This is a genomic window from Paenibacillus arenosi (genome assembly GCF_014841135.1).
GTDB classification, from domain to species: Bacteria; Bacillota; Bacilli; order Paenibacillales; family Paenibacillaceae; genus Paenibacillus_B; species Paenibacillus_B arenosi.
This window is the reverse complement of record NZ_JACYTN010000040.1, coordinates 1-18,816: the sequence shown is the minus strand read 5'-3', so window position 1 is coordinate 18,816 and position 18,816 is coordinate 1. Positions and strand designations below refer to the sequence as shown.

Sequence of the window (18,816 nt, the reverse complement as noted above, 5' to 3'; positions counted from 1 at the left end):
CTTCCTTCAGATTCTGCCTCACGACAGACACCCTTGCTCTTGGCTAACGGTAGGCGTTCGCCAGCCCCCGTTCGGGACTTTCACCCTAGAGATGACGCCCATGCTGGGCGTACAACAATAAGACTCAGAGACAGTTCGTCACTAAGTCTTGCTGCATAGCTGCATATAAGTTATTTTTTCGAGGATATCGACTTTACACTTACACATCTAAACTGCGTACATACATTTCCCGCTTTACGTACAAAAAAAGGAGCTTTTCGCTCCCTTTTCCATTTATGTGGCTGATATTTTGCGAGTTCGTCTACGCTTAACTAACTCTGGCCATGCCACCCCAAACATAATGAGAGCAACGCCGCCCCATTGAAGCAAGCTTACTTGCTCGTGAAGGACGAGCATAGACATCACAATGGCCATTGGAAGCTCCATCGCTCCTAAAATAGAAGCCATACCAGCACCCGTAAGTGGCACTCCTTTTGCAAAGAACAGTGTAGATAGTACAGGACCCATAATACCTAGAATTAAACCGTATTTGCCTAGCCCATCGAAAATAATCGACGGCTCGAAGAAGAATGTAGGTGTTACGACGATAGCAGCTACGATAAAGCCACCTGTTACCATATAGGCAGTACGTGTTAAAGAGTCAGCATCTGTCGCTACACGACCACTAACAAAAATAAATATCGTATATGTCAGAGCCGATAATAACCCGTAGATAATACCTTGCGTGTGGAACGTAACTCCCTTAGAGAGCATTCCGCCCGCAATAACTGTTCCTACTAACAATGGAATAAGTGCAACCAATTTCTCTTTAGCAGGAAATTTGCGTGTTGTGATCGCTTCCAATACAACACCCATCCAAGTAAACTGGAACAACAGCAATATTGCGAAGGAAGCGGATACATATTGCAAGCTCTGATAATAGAAGACACCTGTTAGACCCGTAGAGGAGCCTACAACAAGCAAGAACAGCGCTTCATTCATAGACGGCTGGCGACTGCCCTTTCCAACCTGCTTAGAGCCTGCCAGATTCTTACCACCTACTAAGCCCCATAGAATCAAAGTACCTATCAGCAGTTGAATACCTACTACATCATTGACGATGAAACCTTCACCATAAGCAAGTTTTACAAATGTAGATAATACCCCGTAGAAGCATGCTCCCAGCAGTACATAAATAATACCTTTCACTTCAACCATTCACCTCAAAATTAATAAATAAGAAAAGGGCCTTAACGTATAAGACCCTTAACTTACTATTTTATATGGGATTAAACTTCTTTCAAAATTCCTTTAATAAGTGCAACGAATGAAGTTCTTACTTGTGCAGCTACCTCGATAACTTCTTCGTGGTTAAGCGGTTGGTCGAGAATACCGCAAGCCATGTTCGTCAAGCAAGAAATACCTAGTACGTTCAAGCCTGCATGGTTCGCTACGATTACTTCTGGTACCGTAGACATACCTACTGCATCAGCGCCAAGCGTACGAATCATGCGAATTTCAGCTGGAGTTTCATAAGCTGGGCCTGTCCACCAAGCGTAAACACCCTGCTGCATGTTAATACCTTGACCATCTGCAACACGTAGAGCCAATTCACGAAGCTCTGGGTTGTATGCTTTGGACAAGTCTTGGAAACGAACGCCTAGCTCGTCGTTGTTAGGCCCCATTAGCGGGTTGTTCATAACAAGGTTCAAGTGGTCTGTAATAAGCATTAGCTCACCAGCTTTGTAGCTCGTGTTAACCGCGCCACAAGCGTTTGTAATGATAACATTCTCTACGCCCAATGCTTTCATTACACGTACTGGGAACGTAACATCATCCAAGGAATAACCCTCATAGTAGTGGAAGCGACCTTTCATAGCTACAACGATCTTGCCTTCCAATTCACCGATAACAAGCTCATTTGCATGCCCTACTGCCTCAGACTTAGCAAAGTGAGGAATTTCGCTGTAAGGAATAACAACCGCGTTAGCAAGATCGTCTGCAAGTCCGCCAAGGCCAGAACCAAGAATCATACCGATTGTTGGACGAAGATTCGTCTTTGTCAAAATAAAGTCTTTTGCTTCATTAATATGCGCTGTTTGATGCATAATAAAACCCTCCGTGTCTAAACATAATGTAGTAACTATTATTAAAGTTATCGATATCTTATTATAACTTGTTTCTGATTATTATACGAACATACCTGCAATGGTTGCACTTAGCAAAGAAGCAAGCACCCCTGCGAACATCGCTCTTAGACCGATCGAAGCAATTTCAGCACGACGCTCAGGAACAAGGCTTCCGATACCGCCTACACAGATTGCAATCGAGGAGAAGTTAGCAAATCCGCACAATGCGAATGTAATAATCACTTGTGTCTTCTCAGATAGTGTGCCCATTACTGGAGCAAAGTTAGAGTATGCAACAAACTCGTTCAACACAATTTTTTGACCGATAAACGTACCAGCTTGTACAGCTTCAGACCAAGGAACACCGATTGCTAGTGCCAATGGAGCAAAGATATATCCAAAGATTTGCTCAAGTGTAATGCTAAATCCGAACCAGCCGCCAACTGCGCCAAGACCACCATTCAACATAGCGATGAGGGACGTCATCGCAAGCAACATCGCACCAATTGTAGCTGCTAGCTTCATACCGTCGATTGCACCAACGGAAATTGCCTCAATCAAGTTAACCGATTCACCTTGATTTTTCTTCACATCAATTGTAAATGTGCGTTCGGAATTGTCCGTTTCAGGCATGAACAACTTCGCCATAATTAGTCCGGAAGGCATGGACATAAAGCACGCTGCCAACAAGAACTTAAGGTCAACACCCATTCCTGCGATACCAGCCAATACAGAACCGGATACGGATGCTAGACCACCCGTTACTACCGCGAACAACTCAGACTTTGTCATTTTAGGAAGGAATGGTTTAACAACTAGTGGTGCTTCAGACTGACCTACAAAGATATTCGCAGCCGCAGACAAGGATTCCGGCTTACTTGTACCGAGAAGCTTAGAGATAGCACCGCCAAGTACACGAATAATAAATTGCATAATGCCTAGATGATAAAGCGCTGCAATAAGTGCACCGAAGAAAATAACGAGCGGCAATACTTGGAATGCAAACACGAAGAAAATTCCGCTATCTGCGCTTCCATTCGCTGCCTTATCATATAGTCCGCCAAACAAGAACATAATTCCTTCATTCGCATAGCCGATCAAACCATTAACAAAGTCAGACAGCGTACCCATTACTTTTACGCCGTATTCATTTTTAATAGCTAAGTAAGCGAAGGTAATTTGCAGCAGCAAACCAAGCAATATCGTACGCGGTTTAATCGCTTTACGATTCGAAGACATTAGAAAACCGATTCCAAAAATAACTGCAATCCCTATCAAGCCGCTTAACACGTTCATGAGATGTCCTCCCTAAGATGGATGTGTGACAAGCTTTTCACTCGTAATGAGCAAAAAGCCACACAACTAAAACTCAACAATCTAAATCTTAATACCCGCTGCCTTCATTGCTGCCGCCATCTGTAACGATAGCAACACTTGCGCTTGCACCAATACGGCTTGCTCCTGCTTCTACCATTGCCAATGCATCTTCACGAGTACGAATACCTCCAGAAGCCTTCACTCCACAGGCATCTCCTACTGTCTCACGCATCATTCGAATGTGCTCAACTGTTGCTCCACCTGTACCAAAACCTGTAGACGTTTTCACGAAATCCAAACCTGTTTCACGAGCCAAGCGGCAAGCTTCTACGATTTGAGCATCTGTCAAGTAACAAGTTTCCAAGATGATTTTCACGATTACACCTGTGTTTGCTTCATCACGAAGTTCCGTAAACGCACGCATTTCACGCTCAACTTGCTCCCAACGTCCGTTCAATACGTCGCTGATACTTATTACATAGTCGATTTCAGTTGCACCGTTTGCAATTGCATCTTTAGCTTCGAATACTTTCGTTGCCAATGTATTAGCCCCAAGTGGGAACCCGATAACTGTGCAAATGTCCACTCCGCTATCTTTTAATTCCTCTGCTGCAAGAGCTACATAACAAGGCTCAACACAAACCGAAGCGAATTGATATTGTTTTGCCTCTTGGCAAAGTTCTACGATTTGCTCATCTTGTACATTAGGTTTCAATAACGTATGGTCAATCATGTTTGCAAGTTGTTGGTTCATCTTGAATCTTCCCTTCTTCATCCCATTAGTTTGCGTTCAATTGATCTAGCATCGCTTGAGCTGTGAATTGGTCTGTTACAAGCACATTTACATAACGCCCTCGTAATGCACCTAACATCACATCTACTTTTTCACGTCCACCTGCTGCTAGAATACTCGTTTCCTTCTTTGCTAGAACATCCAGTTCAATCCCTATTGTACGTTCGTCTAAATCTGTAGAGCAGATTTGTCCATCTCTATTAATATAACGAGCGCAAATGTCACCGACTGCTTTCGTCTGATCCAACGCTTTCATTTCATCAGCCGATAAATAGCCAGCTTTCATGAGGACAGAATTACTATGATGCGTACCTGTTGTTACGATTGCAATGTTTGCTTCACGACCAATTTCCAATACTTTTTTAATGTGCTTGTCCGATACTATCGCTTGTTTGACAAGCGTATGGTCCACAATTGCGGGAACCGGAACATAGTATGGAGTTGTATGAAATGCAGCGCTTACAAGACTGGCAATTTCGAAAGCGTACGTATCTGCCGAGAAACTTATTCCGCCGTTCAGCTGAACGACTCTTACATTTTGCACATGCTTAGAAGTCATTTTGCCGGCGATCTTATACAGTGTCGTTCCCCAAGTGACGCCAATCGTATCACCGTCCTTGACAATGTCATGAACATATTGGGCTACACTCTCAGATATTACCTCTTTTATAACTTCTGAATCATTCACAGGTGCCATCGTAATGACGCACTTTTTCAAATTGAAATGCTGTTGAAACTGTTCCTTCAAGCTCGAGCAGTAATCGACCGGATCAAACACTTCAATCTTAACGACACCGCTTTGCTTTGCCAGCTTTAAGTAACGTGACACAGAAGGCCGAGATATTCCCAGCTTTTCTGCAATCTCCTTCTGGCTGAGGTCCATTTGATAATAAAGTTTTGCAACTTCTACTACAATGTAAGGCTTTTCATTTTCAATCATAAAAATGTTGTCTCCTTACTGCACCCTATCAAAATTAGCAAATCAGTTTCGATACGTTATCATTTCTCTATGAAATTATGTCAAAGAAGTATTTATCATTTGATTACATAGTACCTGAAAAACGCTTACAACGTCAACTATACTAGGTGTGTTAACGTTTTCCAAATAAAATTAATATCTTCCATGAAATTAATTTCATCCATAAAAAACCAAATGATCAATATCATATCAAAAAAAGCACCGACATGCTCGGTGCTCTACTATTAGTATATTCTATTTCTAATATTTCAAGTTACAATATCGATTACTACCGATAAAAATATCAACGCTGCCAAGTATACTCTATAAGTTGGGTCTCAAAATGTTCATGCTTCTCTACCATTTGAGAGGTTTCTGTAAAACCACTGCGCTCATAAAAACGCCGTCCTTGCTCATTTTTGTCCTCTACCCACGCTACAAGCTTATTCATGTGAGGCATTGTAGTCAGAAAATTAGACAATAGCAATCGTCCAGCACCTGCATTCTGCCGTTCTGGCTGCACATAGATACGTAGCAACTCATATTCGCCGGCTGCTTCCTGGCTCATGACTTGGGCAAATGCAATAATAGAACCCTCAGCTTCACAAACATAAAAATGTCGTTCCGCTCTCTGCTCGTCTCTTTCTGCACCCTGCTCCAGACTATCTACACTGTAAGCTTTACTGACGAACTCATCGATAAAAGATTGCGGATAAATATTACCGTATGCGGCATTCCAAGACTGCCTAGCGACCGTTTGAATATGGCTAGCATCTTCCTTTAAAACTGGACGAATATTCATCACATTTACCCCTCTACATGTTAGTATCTAGCTAGTAAGCAAGCGAATAACATCTGCGCGATTCTCTAAGTATCATGTCCGCCTTCAGGTTACGAGGCAATCTACGATCATTTTTCATATCCTCCCATGGTTTAAATGAGACCGGAATATAACACCACCAAGGTGCGTAGCCGTCAGGAGTCCCCACAAACTCAATGATCGTAATTGGTTTCGGAAGATCTATTGAAGTAGTGTCTGATAGAGTTCCTTCCACATCCAGACACAACTGGCTGTACGATCTCATTTCATAACTTCCTCCACGCACCTCAATTACATAATCGCCATGCGAAATATCCTGATTGCTATTACATCGTACTCCAGAAAAATAACGCTGTTCCAACCGCAGTCCATACACCATTGGCATTACCCTTTGTTTGCGAGGAAAAGTACTTTGAATTATACTTTGTTTCGTCACGTAAAGGTACATGTCCTCATAGCAATCATGAAAAGTACCTGCTACATAGAATGACTTCAGATCCACGGTTTGTTTCATATGAATATATCTCCTTTTGAGCACGCTTGGCAACCCCTGGAAACGCAAAAAAGGACAATCCTCAAGTAATGAGAATTGTCCGATGCTTTCGGCCACTGTGCTATACGTTTTTTGGTTAATCTTAACATATCATAGTCGCTATGAACTGTAAATGTTGAATTACTGTCCCTCTACTTCGTCCATTCGCTTCAATTCAATTTTACGGATACGGTGACGTTCCTTTTCAAGAATCGTGAACATAACCCCTTCCACTACAATCTTACTCCCACGCTTGCCTTCTGGATGACGATCGTACAACCAACCTGCAATCGTATCAAAATCATCGCTTTCTAGATGAGTACCAAGTAGGTCATTGACATCGCTGAGCAATACTTTACCATCTACACGATAATGACCATCATCTACACGCTCCACCTCTGCGCGCTCTTCGGCATCAAATTCATCCCGAATTTCACCGACGATTTCTTCAAGAATATCCTCAATCGTAATCATACCTGATGTACCGCCGTATTCATCGACTAGTATCGCCATATGAATATGATCTTGCTGCATTTTTCGCAGCAATTGCTTAACAGGCATAGCTTCTGACACCGTCAGTACAGGACGAATTAAGTTTTTCAAAGGTTGTTCACGAAGCGTCCCATCCATTGTAAGGAATAACTGCTTCATATTGACCATACCAATTACGTTGTCCTTGTCATTGTGTATGACAGGATAACGAGTGTACTGTTCCTCGCGCATAATTGGAATGTTCTCCATTACAGTAAGATCCCCATCCAATGAGATCATATCGGTACGCGGTACCATAATCTCTTTGGCCAACAATTCATCAAAAGCAAAAATACGACTTACATATCCATACTCTGTGTTGTTGATCTTACCACTTTCGTAACTCTCACTTAATATAATTTGAAGCTCTTCTTCCGAGTGAGCCTCTTCATGCTCACTTGCAGGCTTCAATCCGAACAAACGAATAAGTGCATTCGCTGAACCATTCAAGAGCCAAATAAACGGGTACATAATTTTATAAAAGAAAATGATTGGCTTCGCTAACAGCAAAGTAATCTTTTCTGCTTTTTGAATAGCCAATGACTTGGGAGCTAATTCACCTACAACCACATGGATGTATGTCATCAGAACAAACGCAATCACAAAGGAAAGGATTCCAGCCAGCTCAGGTTTTAAGCCAAACTCGTCAAATAAAGGATGAAGAAGTTTCTCGACAGTCGGTTCCCCTAACCATCCTAATCCAAGCGCGGTAATGGTAATACCCAATTGACAAGCAGACAAGTATCCATCTAAGTTGCTGATTACTTTTTTGGCTGCCAGGGCGTTTTTTTGTCCTTCCAATACCAATTGATCGATACGGCTCGTACGAATTTTGACAATAGCAAACTCCGTTGCTACAAAAAAGGCTGTCAATGCAATCAGTAAAGCAATGAGGATAAACTCAACCGTGGGAATTTCCATTAGATATGTACCTTCTCCTTTTGACAATAGATTTCATAATTTTTGCAATAAAGTTACTCTTATTATAATTTCTTATTTCGAAAGTTACAAAGTCTGAATACAGTCGTATTTGACCCTCTCCACACTAAACATGACTATATAGTCAGTGCAGCAACCCTTTCTGTACGGTTACGCCACCACAATCCAATTCATACGCCCACGCTGTTTTTAATTTACCCTATTTTTTATTAGATGTTACTTACCCTTATTTTTAATTTTATACCTGTTTATTATGAGTATTTCACGGTTAGGTAATATGTACCACGCATGTAAACGATACAACTTGTTCATCTTTATTAGTATATATTACGTTATTGAAATTACTGGAATTTAAGTATTGTAAATCCCTATTTCCAGTTGACACCCCCTAATAGATCAGCGTATGATCATGAATATTCAACTACGTTTTTTTATAATTATAAACGTTGCGGACAGGAGGAACACATCATGTCAACTCATCAAGCAGCCGCTTCCAGTGCAACGAATCGCAAGGACAAGCATCCACCGGGCTTGTATGTACTATTTTTCACAGAAATGTGGGAAAGATTCAGTTACTATGGAATGAGAGCTATGCTCGTACTTTACTTAACTACCGCGTTAATCAGCGGAGGGTTGGGTTTCTCAGAAAGTACCGCTCTTACGGTTTACGGTATTTTTACCGGAGCATGTTACTTCACACCACTATTGGGCGGATATTTATCTGACAAATATCTCGGAAGAAGGCTTGCAGTAACGATTGGCGGTATATCTATTGCAATCGGTAACTTCGCTCTATTTATGGATCAAACCACGACAATGCTGTACATCGGCCTTGCGTTTATCATTATCGGTAATGGATTCTTCAAACCGAATGTATCTACGCTCGTCGGCGATTTGTATCCGAAGGGTGACCGTCGTGTCGACTCCGCTTATACGATATTCTACATGGGTATTAATGTCGGCAGCTTGTTCGCACCGCTTGTGTGCGGCTACTTGGCAGAGCAGTTGTTCAAAATTCCTATGGCTGATACGATCTTGTATGGTTATAAATATGCATTCTTAGCGTCCGGTATCGGAATGGTAATCGGGCAAATTATATTCAATACGTTGGCTCCTAAATATCTTGGTGATATCGGTAATGCACCTGTGCGTAGTAAAATCGATCAAAAGACTGCTGCAGTAAAGACGCCATTAACACCACTTGAGAAGCAGCGCACAAAAGTTATTTTAATTATCACATGCTTTGTTATTTTCTTCTGGGCAGGATTTGAACAAGCTGGCGGTTTGTTAACATTGTATACAAATCAGTTTGTTGATAAAACGTTATTCGGATTTGAAATTCCGACGTCGTGGTTCCAGTCCATTAACCCATTGTTCATTATCATTCTCGCACCAATCGTCTCTGCACTATGGTTAAAGCTTGCTCGATCCAAACGTGGTGACCTGAGCTTCGGAGTTAAAATGGGACTAGGGATGGTACTATTGGGTGTAGGTTACATGGTACTGCTAGTAGCAGTTATGCAAACAGGTAGCGATCCGAATAGCGTTATATCTCAAGCTCATATTATGTTTATTGTTGGAACATACTTCTTCCACACACTTGGGGAACTGTTCTTGTCGCCAGTTGGTTTGTCCATTGTAAACAAAATTTCTCCTGTTAAACTAACTTCCCTATTAATGGGAGTATGGTTATCTAGTACAGGGATTGCGAACATACTTGGAAGCCAGTTCGCATCCAACATTACAACACTCGGCTACTTCAATGTATTTGCCATCATTGGTGCTGCTGCTATCGTCCTTGGCTTGGTTCTCATGCTATTGTCGAAGAAACTCAGCTCTATGGCGCAAGTATCCGAACTATAATAAAGGATCACATTGATATGGAACAGCCCTTATCCTCCTATAGGACAAGGGCTGTTTTGTATGATTTTCAGAAGATTGCATATTGAATGGCATCTTGCGAGCTGCCCTTACGCATGCAAAAAAAGTAACCCAGATGGTTCACTGGATTACTTTCTCACATGAGGCGTATTAGACTGCATACACTTCAAAATCCCATAATGAATATCCCCAAGTCGTGCCTCGCTTACGTCCATTCATTTTTATATATCTGCACCTGATATCCTTAAGGTTATTAAATTCTTCAACCCCGCCTACACCGTTATCGTTCGTAACAACGGTTTGCCAATTGACATTGTCATCAGATATATCAATGGTATACGATTGAGCATGGGATTCCCAATTCAATACGACTCGCTGAACTTCCGTTTGTTCTAATAAATCAATACAAATCCATTCTTCGTCACTTCCAACAACACTGCCCCATCTTGTACCCTCAACACCATTATTCACATTTTCTTTCGTGAAGATAGAAGTTTCTTCTGACGAGCAGGTAACTGGCTTGCCCAGTGCACAATTCGTATCTTTATATCCCGTCTGAATCGTTACACAATCATTACATTGCTCGATGTAACCAGAGAAATTTTTAACTCGTATGCGTATTTCCACATGACTATCATACGCAAGATTCGTTATTTCATAGGTATTCAGCAATGTAGTTCCATGCAGCGTATCATTCACATATATCTCATAGCTATACAGGTACTCTTCCTGAATAACCTCCGTCCAATCTAATTTCACTTTGTTCAGATCTAACATCTTGCAAGTGAGACCCATATCAGTCATGGTTGTACGAGCATGCTCGCTTATCTTCTTAGGATATCCGCGTTCCTCTCTCTTTTGAACAATCAATTGTTTAATCTTCAATATCGTTTCTAGTTCTAAAGACTTTAACAACAACAATTTATCTTCAACTTTATAGTTGGTGATATTCGCTCCAATTTTCCCTTTCAAAAATACTTTTTGAAGACTATGTGCATGTTTAATGATTTCTTCTAATTCACTGATCACCGGGTAGTGAATAACCTTTAAGAACTTCGCTAAGAAGTAACGAGAGCCTGCAATAACTGCCAAAGCATTTTCCATACGATGATATACAGTTAATCGTTCCTCTTGGATATCATAATGTAGCTGAAACAGCTCATTCATTCGCTCGTACAACTTGAAGTCCTCGTTAACAAGCAAGAAGCTGTCTTCGAATTTTCTAATTAAAATTTCAACAATCTCTTCTGTAAAAATATAATCTTCGTCATAAAGATAATAAATGTACTTGAAGCTATCTTCCAAATGATTAAAGGCATTTTGGATATGTATTTCTTCGTACGGGTGCCCTGATATACCAGGAACATCAGAGATGGTAAACGTTCCGTCTTCCTCATTATAAGATTGAAGTCCAATTACATGAACACCATCTGGCAAATGTGCTAAATGCGGCAAATGATTTTGCGACGCCCACATATATAAGGTTTGATTTGCTGCAAGTTTTTCTTGCACATACGGATACGAGGAAGACATAGTAGGAAAATATCGATACAATACATAGATCCCAACATGCGCTAATTCACTTAGTGTTTTTATATTCAATGTCCAACGTTCTTGCCCATTATCAATGGTATGCTCTAAAATGTCATCCGTCTCCACATAAGCATCAAAAAAAAGATAATCCACGGGTATTCCTTTTTCAAGCAATTCGGCAAGGTATTGAGCTTTGAAACAATTGAGATACCGATACTTATAGTAGTCCATATGATTTACATTCAAAGTAATCCCTCCTTGAGAATAAAGCCTAAACAAGTATGAAATACATTTAGTAAATGAGGATCTTGCAACACTATCACGAGAAGCAGATAGCAAGGCGTGATAGGTATCAAAATAAATCGAAATATGGAGTGATGTGAGGGTTAAAAAAAGCAATCTAGTACTCAATAGTATAAAATCCAATATATTTGTAGTTATAGTAGCATACACTCAGACTCATAACAATAAATCAGTTAAAAGTTAGCGCATGCTTAGCGGGCAGACAACAAGGCCCGGCCTACATAATCTATTTCCTCGGCCGGGCCTTGTCAAAGTTAGACGATATATTTCATCCTCTTGCAATTTTTATACAAGTTAAGCTTCCGTCCAAGAGGTTCTTACATACCCCAGCTTCATACCTATACGTTCCATATTCCGATGACTCTGTGATAGGAAAGCACATTGACTAATTGCTAGACTGCAATCATTAGACCTCGCTTCAGCTAATCTTGTTTGCAGCATCATACTGTGCAATCCGCGGTTGCGATATTCCGGCAATGTTGCAGCAAAAGTAAGTGAAGCCAAATGATTGTTCATATATATGACACTCGCTGCCGCTGGAACTTCATCCACATACGCGATAAAAAACTTCCAGCCTCGACGATGATACAGCACCTTATTATTTTGAGCTACATAAGAAATGCCGTCATCCGACAAACCCGTACCTCTGCAGTTAATGGTCGCATACAGATCAAACTGATCTTCTTGAACTTCCTTGATGGTGACTCCATCCAGAACTTCTTCAGTATGCAATCTTGGTTCCGTGTACAATGAGCAATGGAATCCTGATTGATATAGTCCTAAGTCTGCTAAGCGCTTCAAAAAGCTTTGATCGACCATAGAAGGAATAATTTCGAACTGAACTTTTCTGTCTCTGCTTCTATAAAAATCAACAATCGGCTCAACAACTTCAATGTCAGCGCTTGTTAGGCCCTTTACCGTATTAAATGTTGGCCACGGCATCGTTCGACTATAGTAGCATATCGCATTTCCAATCCGCTGAATCTCAATCCCCTCAGGGTTATCTGGCCTGTTCTGAATCGCAATCATACGTTCTGTCATATAGTCGATTTCTGAAGATTCGATATTCTGGATCAATTGTTGCGTTGGAATGGTAGGGTTCATATCTTGCCTCATTACGTATCTTTAGTTATTATCTTAATTTCATTTTGTGAAGAGTATGTAATGACACTGCCTTGTGCATCTTCTATATGAATCTTAGTAGGTAGTGGTGCTGCTATGACGTCAGACATAAACCATTGTCGCCCTTCTTTGACCAAGATGATTAATCCATCTTCATCTCCGACTGGTGTAAACGTGTCACTTTGTCCCAGCCAATAGTTTATGCCCAATTCTGTCTTCATTACTTCCACTGCCGCTCTTACATCAGGAACAGGAACTCCTACTTCGCTTATATTAATATAGCTGGATATGGAGAAGTTTTCATTTGAAGCGTTAGAAAGATTGTGTCTCGCAATGCATTCAAGAATATTACCTTCTGGATCTAAGAAGTAGAAAGAATGTGCATTCCAATCTTCAAAATGTACAATGGTTTGTCCATCCTCTTGAATCGGGTTCACCTTTTGTCGTACGAACTCCAGCGAATCTTGGATTTGGTTTTCAGGAATATTGATGGCAAAATGATACGAAGAAGGCAATGTCTCCTCCGTTCGTTCGAAACATAGCGCAGTACTGCCAACCTGTACACTAAATGAGTGCTCTGTCGTTTCTATTAATTCCAATCCAAGTACTTGATGATAAAAATGCTGCATTTCATTTAGCAATTTACATTGAGCTTCTACTTTAATAATCTTCATCTCGTCTGCCCCCATGTTGTCTGAAATTATATATAAAACAATTATGCTGCTCAACGTCTTATAACTTGTACTTAAACTTCGACAACCCCTTTAACATCATAAGGATAATCGATATGTTTCTTAATGACTTCAACCGCTTCTTTAGAGACATATAGCTCAACCATATATAAGGCAAGATCTATTGCTGTCGCAACCCCTCCAGCGGTAATTACATTTCCATCTTTCACAATTCTTGCATGAACAACTTCTTCACAGTAAGGTTCAAGCAGATCATATGCATTCGGATGAGTCGTAGCTTTTTTATTTTCCAAAAATCCAGCTGCCCCAAGCAATAGCGCACCCGTGCATACAGATACAATCGTATCCACTTTCTCCGCCTGCTTCAGCCATTCAATAAACTCTTTATCGTATCTTAGCTTACGAGTTCCTATTCCACCAGGCACATACAGCAAGTCATATTGAGAAAGGTCAGGCTTTACTTTCGTTACTTTCACCGTAAATCCTAGCTCATCCGTAATTTCTTCTGTTAGCCCACAAATATCCCAGGTCGTACCCTGTGTTTTGACGAAATTGTTTAAACGATAAATCACATCATAAAATCCAATAAAGTCCAAAAACGTAATTCCATTAAAGAGTACAAACCCAATCTTCATTGTTCTGCCTCCTCATTCGTAGGTATCACTTTATAATTAAAGACCAAATGCTGCGAACACTTGGTCTTTACAGTACGATTATCTACTATTTTTCTAGCTAGTTGTTTATTCATTAGGAACGAAAGACTATTCTCGCACAATTATATTTATAGTTATATTTTACCTTTGTTTTCCTCTATGTACAAGCACATCCTCTATTTTAGTTATAATACTAGTAGAGTTGTATTTCTATAAAATGCTATCATCTACTCTGTTTAATCAGACTGTTCATAGTTTTAGCAAGTAGCATTCGTAGTAGAGATTACGGTCATTTTTCATTTTGGAAAAATAACGGTTCAGGATGGTTTCAAATTTACACGGCCATTGTTTAAGAGGACTATGAGAAAAGCCGTTTACATGGAGTGGTATGACTAATGAAATATCGATAACGAATGAAGTTAATCGTAAAAATAGCAGGTTGACGTTCACCATTCAGAATCTTTTTCAATCTATCTCTTATTCTAATGCTGCATGGTGCAGAAGCTTCTGTCTACGGAGTGCTTCTTCAATCGTTTGTTGCAAATGTTGGACAATCGCTTCTGAGTGGTCATTTAAGAAGAAGTGTCCACCCTCAAATTGGTAAGTTGTACACGTTCCTTCTGTATACTGCCCCCACTCATTCAATTCCTGGAGGGTAATGTCATCTTGAATTCCTCCAAGAACTGAGAAATCACATGTCAAGCGAGTAGACTTAGGTTGGATTTGATACGTTTCCAAAGCTTTCAGATCTGCTCTAAGCATTGGGACAAATAGTTTTACTAGCTCCGCATCCTGGAATAGTTCTGGGGGTGTGCCTCCTAGCTTTATAATCTCCTTCTCGAATTGCTCAGGCAAAAGCGTGTGCAGAGGACTTTTCCGTCCAGGCAGATGCGGTGCCTTTCTTGCGGACATGCACATATAAAGCGGCATCTGCCCCGTTCGCTGCACAACCCGGTGTGCTAATTCAAGAGAAACTACACATCCCATACTGTATCCAAAAAATGAAAACGGACCAGATCCAATTTTATCTTTAATAGTATGATAAACATCCTCAACCACTTCATCCATACAGTCCAAAAGTGGTACTTCCGTTCTTGCGCCCCTCCCTGCAAGTTCGACAGGCAAAAGTTCAATTTTTGAAGAGTCAATATACTTTTTCCATCGGGCATATATAGCAGATGAACCACCTGCGTAAGGTAGACAAAATAATTTAACTGGCTGCATCATCCCACTCCTTCTTCAGTCATTTATGAGCGTAACTACATAATATGAACAATATACTATTGGTAATATCTAACGTCCAGAAATAATTAGCATTCAAACATCAAACCGCGAACATTTGCCACCCAACCTTGAGAGGTAATTATTTCATTGATCGTATTTTGTGATATTCCAAGTTTTCCACGATCCTGTGAAGCATCAAGAATCTCAATAGTTAGTTGCGCCAAATCTGAAGCTGTTGACCATAAGCCCGCTGCAGATGGATAAGGATATATACAATACTTATTATCGATCACGTTTCCATATTTATTGTGGCCACAAGCAAAATTAATCTCGTTTTCTCCCCACATTTCACATATGTAACTACTATATTTCATCCCTAATGGTTTAAATATCAATTCTTGAGCTACCTTAGGAAAAGTCTTGCTTGTAACGTCTTCTATTACCTGTTGAATGACACAATAGCCCGTATCTGAGTAGTGAAAGGCTGTCCCAGGTACATTGCTAATCATTGCTGGTTCAGGACAATATGCAGTTTTTCCTTCTAGTAAATCGAGCATAGTGGGGACACCTTGAGAAGAATCATAATCACCAAAACTATGATCTGGATCTTGGATTCCTGATTGGTGACTAAGAAGTTTGCGTAATGTAACTTTATGAATGGATGTCAAATGACAACTCGGTACTTTCCACGAAATAAGCTTGTCATTCACATCCTCATCTAGATCAACAATACTTTGTTCGACTAGTTTTAAGACTATCAGTGCTGTAACAAACTTACTAATCGAACAGGCATTAAACATCGTTTGATGGTTGATCGGACTACTACCGCCCTCTTCACACAAACCAAATTCTTCAACTCGACTTAGCTTTCCATTTTCGATGATAGCCATACTGAGCCCACTAACTTGAAAATGCTTCATCCGCTCCATGATATCTCTGTTCGATAGCATCTTTTTTAGTACCTTCTCTCTTAACTATGTTGACTGCGCATTTATCATTATGCTGAATCAATCGTTCGATAGACTGTGGATAACATAGATCGGACTGCAGTTATTCAAACATTGTCTTACCTTCCATAACGTTCTTTAAAAATATTTCTTTCGGATAAGGAATTACGATATCTGGTATTTCATCCTCACTAAAGAAACATAGCTCCTCTGCTTCTCCATCCTTTGCTTCTAGCTTCCCGCCTATTATGGAACATCCAAATACGATAACCAAATACTCCACTTGATGACCATTGCTATATTGGTACTGATACTTTTCTCCACCAAATACGCCTATGATTTGGTTTGGTACAATCGTTAAACCCGTCTCTTCGTATACTTCCCGCACAATCGCTAGAGCAGGTGTCTCTCCGATCTCAATGGCTCCTGCTGGCAAGCCCCAAGTTTGTTCGTTACCTTTTCGGATAAAAAGAATGTGACCCTCTTCATTCCTGACTACCGCCGCAACGGAAGGCATAAACAGGAGCCCAGCTCCTACTTTGTCTCTCAAATTTTGATAATAGGGTGACATAGACATTTCGATTCAAACCCCTTTACTAATTTCATGTGCAGCTATCGTTTAATTCCATCAAGCAGTTCAGTCCAGATGAAGCTGTTCCCGAGCCTGAATCCAATACATTCATCCCTGCAACCTGCAATGCATCCGTACAAGGCGTCAGCCACTGCCGCTCCTAATCCTGCTGCTAAACCATATGATCTTCCGTAAGCCAATGTCTTTCTAATGCACAGGATACCAATTGGTCCGACCGAAGCTGCTATGGAAATACCGATAATGATTCCTGTCAATAAAGTAGTCATTTCGTTACCTCGCTGTATAAATATGAAGAATGTAAAAGTGTATTTGAAAATTTGCTTAGCTACCGCGCTTCCAATTCCTGCTTTCCGATACTTTTTCATAACAAAAAATTCTTCTTTATGCAATTCAGAAGCTCGAATACATTCAACATTCATTTGAAATTAGCATCTTTTTAAATATTTCTACTATTTCAGCTGAACCGTGAAAGCATTGCGGACTAAACCTAATGCTGTTCCTAGAATAAGACTAACAATTTGATATATTCTTAGCATTAATGCGTCTATTCCACCAGCTACATTCTCCCCGCTTACCTGCTTCCAATCACCCAACACATTCATAAAAGCAATCGACAACAGAGGTGCTATTACGATGATGAGCAAGGCAAACGGCCAGAATTTATTTTGATAGAGCAAACCAGTGGGTAAGGCGTACAAGATGATAAGCGTGAAAATGATAATCTCTTTTCTGATAGGTCCCTCGTATTGCCCGATAATGATAGATATAACTTCTAAAGAAACCGCATAAACAAAGCTAAGTATTATTGCCATTGCAAGAGCGCTCTGTTTCGAACGAACCATGATTAGACGCCTCCTTATCTATATTTCAAAGTGGTCCCTATGCCTGCTGGATAGCGCCCTAGTGATACTAGTTTCTTAATACGCCAACTTTTCCTTGTTTTAAATCCTTAAACACGGGTTTTTGTACTTTATTGATAGTTTTGATATCGATATCTTCTATTCGCTTAAATATAAGCCGCAAAGACTCATTATGTGGGTCTGTGAAAATAAGACGCTCACCATCTGCGGCAATCCTTCCTTGCAAATCAGCTTCTACCTGAAACAGAAACATAACGAACACAACTTCAGTTCCATCTGGATATGTATACTCCATTCGCTCACCTGTATTTATGGAGTCTAAACTGGAACCCAGAACTTCAAGTCCCGTTTCTTCCTTTACTTCTCTAATCATCGTTTCTTCAATGGTTTCACCATGATCCATGCCTCCACCTGGCAATCCCCAATCACCATAATCCGAGCGTTTCTGCAGTAGGATTCTCCCTTGGTTATCTCGAATAATGGCTCCGCCTGTTACAATGATCCGTCTCGTCATAATTGTCCGTCCTTTTATGTATGTTTATCTTATTAAATAAGATTCTCGATAGAGCTTCTATTCTCATATTCGTCTAAATTCATTCCACTCTTTAATTTCCATTCTCTTCTTCCATTCATTGAACAATTTCTCACAACAGCTGCTGCCGCTGATGGAGAGGTGAATTCCACATCTTTTGCAAGTTCAAAAAAACTGCTACTATTCGAGATTATGAAATAACCTTCTTGTTCAAGCTGATTTCTTAACCTTACATAATTATGGCTAGAAAAACTATTCACAAGATCCTTTCGTATAGAAGATCCTTTCAGAAGTCTATATGCTCCGTCTTCTACTACTAGCATCGCTTCTCTTGTCTCTTCATCTTTAGTTCCAGGTTGGATCGGCTACACTTAGTTGGACAATAAAAATAAGGGCTAGTAGAATGAAGAGAATAATACTAGGAGCGGATCTACTATGCCAAAACAAAGACGTACATTTACAGCAGAATTCAAAAGACA

At 40.4% G+C, this 18,816-nt stretch carries 20 protein-coding genes; 1 reads left to right on the top strand and 19 read right to left on the bottom strand.

Annotated features, from left to right (window positions below):
- Positions 1–273 precede the first annotated feature (273 nt).
- The 8 genes from IFO66_RS23105 to IFO66_RS23070 all read right to left on the bottom strand — a co-directional run bounded on the left by IFO66_RS23105 (position 274) and on the right by IFO66_RS23070 (position 7,980).
- Entirely contained in the window at positions 274–1,188 is a 915-nt protein-coding gene (locus IFO66_RS23105) for an EamA family transporter (protein ID WP_192027377.1), read from the bottom strand.
- Between the two features lie 80 nt (positions 1,189–1,268).
- Entirely contained in the window at positions 1,269–2,087 is an 819-nt protein-coding gene (locus IFO66_RS23100) for a purine-nucleoside phosphorylase (protein ID WP_192027375.1), read from the bottom strand.
- 81 nt (positions 2,088–2,168) lie between these two features.
- Positions 2,169–3,404 (bottom strand): NupC/NupG family nucleoside CNT transporter, encoded by a 1,236-nt coding sequence (locus IFO66_RS23095; RefSeq protein WP_192027374.1) that lies wholly within the window; start codon positions 3,402–3,404, stop codon positions 2,169–2,171.
- Positions 3,405–3,492: 88 nt separating this feature from the next.
- The gene (deoC, locus tag IFO66_RS23090) at positions 3,493–4,179 is read right to left on the bottom strand and encodes a deoxyribose-phosphate aldolase (RefSeq protein ID WP_192027373.1); all 687 of its coding nucleotides are present in this window, start codon (positions 4,177–4,179) and stop codon (positions 3,493–3,495) included.
- Between the two features lie 25 nt (positions 4,180–4,204).
- Complete coding sequence (locus IFO66_RS23085) at positions 4,205–5,158, bottom strand: sugar-binding transcriptional regulator (protein WP_225446011.1); 954 nt, start codon at positions 5,156–5,158, stop codon at positions 4,205–4,207.
- A 322-nt stretch (positions 5,159–5,480) separates the two neighbouring features.
- The gene (locus IFO66_RS23080) at positions 5,481–5,978 is read right to left on the bottom strand and encodes a GNAT family N-acetyltransferase (protein WP_192027372.1); all 498 of its coding nucleotides are present in this window, start codon (positions 5,976–5,978) and stop codon (positions 5,481–5,483) included.
- Positions 5,979–6,009: 31 nt separating this feature from the next.
- Complete coding sequence (locus tag IFO66_RS23075; RefSeq protein WP_192027371.1) at positions 6,010–6,510, bottom strand: hypothetical protein; 501 nt, start codon at positions 6,508–6,510, stop codon at positions 6,010–6,012.
- A 159-nt stretch (positions 6,511–6,669) separates the two neighbouring features.
- Positions 6,670–7,980, bottom strand: a complete 1,311-nt coding sequence (locus IFO66_RS23070) for a hemolysin family protein (RefSeq protein WP_192027370.1) — start codon at positions 7,978–7,980, stop codon at positions 6,670–6,672.
- A 486-nt stretch (positions 7,981–8,466) separates the two neighbouring features.
- Between IFO66_RS23070 and IFO66_RS23065 the strand changes: the two genes are divergently transcribed.
- Positions 8,467–9,861 carry a peptide MFS transporter gene (locus tag IFO66_RS23065; protein ID WP_192027369.1) on the top strand — a complete coding sequence of 465 codons (1,395 nt, stop codon included), beginning with the start codon at positions 8,467–8,469 and terminating at the stop codon, positions 9,859–9,861.
- Positions 9,862–10,029: 168 nt separating this feature from the next.
- On the opposite strand, the gene IFO66_RS23060 is transcribed toward IFO66_RS23065, so the two are convergent.
- From IFO66_RS23060 to IFO66_RS23010, 11 genes are all read right to left on the bottom strand, one after another.
- Positions 10,030–11,658: a discoidin domain-containing protein gene (locus IFO66_RS23060; protein WP_192027368.1), complete on the bottom strand. Its 1,629-nt coding sequence runs from the start codon at positions 11,656–11,658 to the stop codon at positions 10,030–10,032.
- Positions 11,659–12,009: 351 nt separating this feature from the next.
- Positions 12,010–12,819, bottom strand: coding sequence for a GNAT family N-acetyltransferase (locus tag IFO66_RS23055; protein ID WP_192027367.1), 810 nt, complete (start codon positions 12,817–12,819; stop codon positions 12,010–12,012).
- A gap of 11 nt (positions 12,820–12,830) precedes the next feature.
- Complete coding sequence (locus IFO66_RS23050; protein ID WP_192027366.1) at positions 12,831–13,511, bottom strand: VOC family protein; 681 nt, start codon at positions 13,509–13,511, stop codon at positions 12,831–12,833.
- Positions 13,512–13,582: 71 nt separating this feature from the next.
- Positions 13,583–14,164 (bottom strand): DJ-1/PfpI family protein, encoded by a 582-nt coding sequence (locus tag IFO66_RS23045; protein ID WP_192027365.1) that lies wholly within the window; start codon positions 14,162–14,164, stop codon positions 13,583–13,585.
- Positions 14,165–14,659: 495 nt separating this feature from the next.
- Positions 14,660–15,409 (bottom strand): thioesterase II family protein, encoded by a 750-nt coding sequence (locus IFO66_RS23040; protein WP_192027364.1) that lies wholly within the window; start codon positions 15,407–15,409, stop codon positions 14,660–14,662.
- 83 nt (positions 15,410–15,492) lie between these two features.
- Positions 15,493–16,326, bottom strand: coding sequence for a serine hydrolase domain-containing protein (locus tag IFO66_RS23035; RefSeq protein WP_225446012.1), 834 nt, complete (start codon positions 16,324–16,326; stop codon positions 15,493–15,495).
- A gap of 130 nt (positions 16,327–16,456) precedes the next feature.
- Entirely contained in the window at positions 16,457–16,930 is a 474-nt protein-coding gene (locus IFO66_RS23030) for an NUDIX domain-containing protein (RefSeq protein WP_192027362.1), read from the bottom strand.
- A gap of 35 nt (positions 16,931–16,965) precedes the next feature.
- Positions 16,966–17,310 (bottom strand): hypothetical protein, encoded by a 345-nt coding sequence (locus IFO66_RS24440; protein ID WP_192027361.1) that lies wholly within the window; start codon positions 17,308–17,310, stop codon positions 16,966–16,968.
- A gap of 84 nt (positions 17,311–17,394) precedes the next feature.
- Positions 17,395–17,787, bottom strand: a complete 393-nt coding sequence (locus IFO66_RS23020; RefSeq protein ID WP_192027360.1) for a hypothetical protein — start codon at positions 17,785–17,787, stop codon at positions 17,395–17,397.
- Between the two features lie 67 nt (positions 17,788–17,854).
- Entirely contained in the window at positions 17,855–18,319 is a 465-nt protein-coding gene (locus IFO66_RS23015; RefSeq protein ID WP_192027359.1) for an NUDIX domain-containing protein, read from the bottom strand.
- Between the two features lie 32 nt (positions 18,320–18,351).
- Positions 18,352–18,660 carry a DUF4357 domain-containing protein gene (locus tag IFO66_RS23010; RefSeq protein WP_192027358.1) on the bottom strand — a complete coding sequence of 103 codons (309 nt, stop codon included), beginning with the start codon at positions 18,658–18,660 and terminating at the stop codon, positions 18,352–18,354.
- Between the last annotated feature and the right edge of the window lie 156 nt (positions 18,661–18,816).

Excerpts from the sequence above, each read along its gene's own strand:
- IFO66_RS23045 (WP_192027365.1), bottom strand. The coding sequence starts at position 14,164 with ATGAAGATTGGGTTTGTACTCTTTAATGGAATTACGTTTTTGGACTTT.
- IFO66_RS23015 (WP_192027359.1), bottom strand. The coding sequence starts at position 18,319 with ATGACGAGACGGATCATTGTAACAGGCGGAGCCATTATTCGAGATAAC.
- IFO66_RS23100 (WP_192027375.1), bottom strand. The coding sequence starts at position 2,087 with ATGCATCAAACAGCGCATATTAATGAAGCAAAAGACTTTATTTTGACA.
- IFO66_RS23050 (WP_192027366.1), bottom strand. The coding sequence starts at position 13,511 with ATGAAGATTATTAAAGTAGAAGCTCAATGTAAATTGCTAAATGAAATG.
- IFO66_RS23095 (WP_192027374.1), bottom strand. The coding sequence starts at position 3,404 with ATGAACGTGTTAAGCGGCTTGATAGGGATTGCAGTTATTTTTGGAATC.
- IFO66_RS23085 (WP_225446011.1), bottom strand. The coding sequence starts at position 5,158 with ATGATTGAAAATGAAAAGCCTTACATTGTAGTAGAAGTTGCAAAACTT.
- IFO66_RS24440 (WP_192027361.1), bottom strand. The coding sequence starts at position 17,310 with ATGAAAAAGTATCGGAAAGCAGGAATTGGAAGCGCGGTAGCTAAGCAA.
- deoC (WP_192027373.1), bottom strand. The coding sequence starts at position 4,179 with ATGAACCAACAACTTGCAAACATGATTGACCATACGTTATTGAAACCT.
- IFO66_RS23020 (WP_192027360.1), bottom strand. The coding sequence starts at position 17,787 with ATGGTTCGTTCGAAACAGAGCGCTCTTGCAATGGCAATAATACTTAGC.
- IFO66_RS23010 (WP_192027358.1), bottom strand. The coding sequence starts at position 18,660 with ATGCTAGTAGTAGAAGACGGAGCATATAGACTTCTGAAAGGATCTTCT.
- IFO66_RS23070 (WP_192027370.1), bottom strand. The coding sequence starts at position 7,980 with ATGGAAATTCCCACGGTTGAGTTTATCCTCATTGCTTTACTGATTGCA.
- IFO66_RS23055 (WP_192027367.1), bottom strand. The coding sequence starts at position 12,819 with ATGAACCCTACCATTCCAACGCAACAATTGATCCAGAATATCGAATCT.
- IFO66_RS23035 (WP_225446012.1), bottom strand. The coding sequence starts at position 16,326 with ATGAAGCATTTTCAAGTTAGTGGGCTCAGTATGGCTATCATCGAAAAT.
- IFO66_RS23080 (WP_192027372.1), bottom strand. The coding sequence starts at position 5,978 with ATGAATATTCGTCCAGTTTTAAAGGAAGATGCTAGCCATATTCAAACG.
- IFO66_RS23075 (WP_192027371.1), bottom strand. The coding sequence starts at position 6,510 with ATGAAACAAACCGTGGATCTGAAGTCATTCTATGTAGCAGGTACTTTT.
- IFO66_RS23030 (WP_192027362.1), bottom strand. The coding sequence starts at position 16,930 with ATGTCTATGTCACCCTATTATCAAAATTTGAGAGACAAAGTAGGAGCT.
- IFO66_RS23065 (WP_192027369.1), top strand. The coding sequence starts at position 8,467 with ATGTCAACTCATCAAGCAGCCGCTTCCAGTGCAACGAATCGCAAGGAC.
- IFO66_RS23040 (WP_192027364.1), bottom strand. The coding sequence starts at position 15,409 with ATGATGCAGCCAGTTAAATTATTTTGTCTACCTTACGCAGGTGGTTCA.